Here is a 1,254-nt window from a genome sequence, read left to right on the forward strand (position 1 = left end):
CTGCACCCACCGCGCCGGGACGCACACCGGGCCCCGCGGGTGAAGGCGACCCGAGCACGCGCACCGTCGCGGACGTGTCGGCGGCGGCCGTCCCCCCACCGCGGTCGCGCGCGCTTCCCGCCCGCGAGCCGGCCGAACCGGCAGGCGCCCACCCGGCATCCCGCGAGCCCACCGCCCGGCCCGGCGAGCCCGCGGTGGTCCGCACAGCGCCACCCGCGCCACCGCCCGTGCACATCGGGCGCATCGACGTGATCGTCTCCGCCCCGGAGGCGCCGACCGACCCGTTCGCGGGCTGCCGGGCGATCGAGGCCGGCGTGACGGCCCGGCGCGGCGGTGGCTGGTGAGCCTCTTCACGCCCGGGCCGCCCGTCCTCGCGGGAGTCGACGAGGTGCTGCGGGTCGTCACCACGGAGGCGCTCAAGGGCCTCGCCACCCCGGTGGGGGTCACCGTCGGCCCGCTCGACCGCCCGGGCGACGACGCCCGGCTCAACTGGTTCCTGTACAAGCTGGAGCCCGCACCGGCCTACGCCAACATGGAGCCACCGGCCACGGGGTGGCGGACGCGGCGCGGGAGCCCTCCGCTCGCGCTGACGCTGCACTACCTGCTCTCGGCGGTCGCCAGCGAGCTCAGCGAGACCGGCACCGAGGACGACGTCGTGCACGCGGGCCTCTCCGCCCTGATGTCGGCCCTGCACGAGAACGCCATCTTCGGGGGCGCGACGCCCGTGGCGACAGCACCTGCCCGGACMCTCTCCGACGTCGCGCCGTCGCTCGACGGTCTGGTGGAGCCGCTCCGCATCTCGCTCGAGCAGGTGCCGCTCGAGACGGTGACCGCGATCTGGGGCGCCGGGGGCGCAGCCGTGCGGCTGACCGTCGCGTACGTCGTCACGCTCGTGACGGTTCCCACCCAGACCCCCTTCACCGCCGGGCCGCCGGTGCTCGAGCGCCGCGTGGGCGTGGCCCCGTCCCTGGCGCCCGTGGTCACCGCCGTGCGGCCGGGCGCCGCGCACGCCGGCCTCGACATCGCGGTGACCGTCCGCGGTGTGGCCGACACGCACGAGGTCACCCTCGGCCGTCTGGTCGGAGACCCGGACGACCCGACCGACGGCCGCCCCCCGAGCCAGCCGCACAGCACGGGGCCGTGGCGGCTCGTGGACGCGCCGTCGCGCGACGGGATCGTCGTCCGGCTGCCCGACGACGCGCTCGCCCCCGGGGCACGCGTGCTCGTCGTGACGAACCTCGCCGACGGGCTGCC

1 protein-coding gene and 1 pseudogene are annotated in these 1,254 nt (G+C 77.4%); both read left to right on the forward strand.

Annotated features, from left to right (window positions below; genetic code table 11):
* A pseudogene (locus AC1DUQ_RS21810) lies at nucleotides 1-344 on the forward strand (hypothetical protein); the annotation flags it as partial.
* The coding region (locus AC1DUQ_RS21815; protein ID WP_477074645.1) for a Pvc16 family protein at nucleotides 341-1,254 on the forward strand (914 nt) is incomplete at its 3' end. The pseudogene AC1DUQ_RS21810 and the gene AC1DUQ_RS21815, both read left to right, overlap by 4 nt.

This window comes from Cellulomonas sp. P4_B5_2, assembly GCF_056402235.1.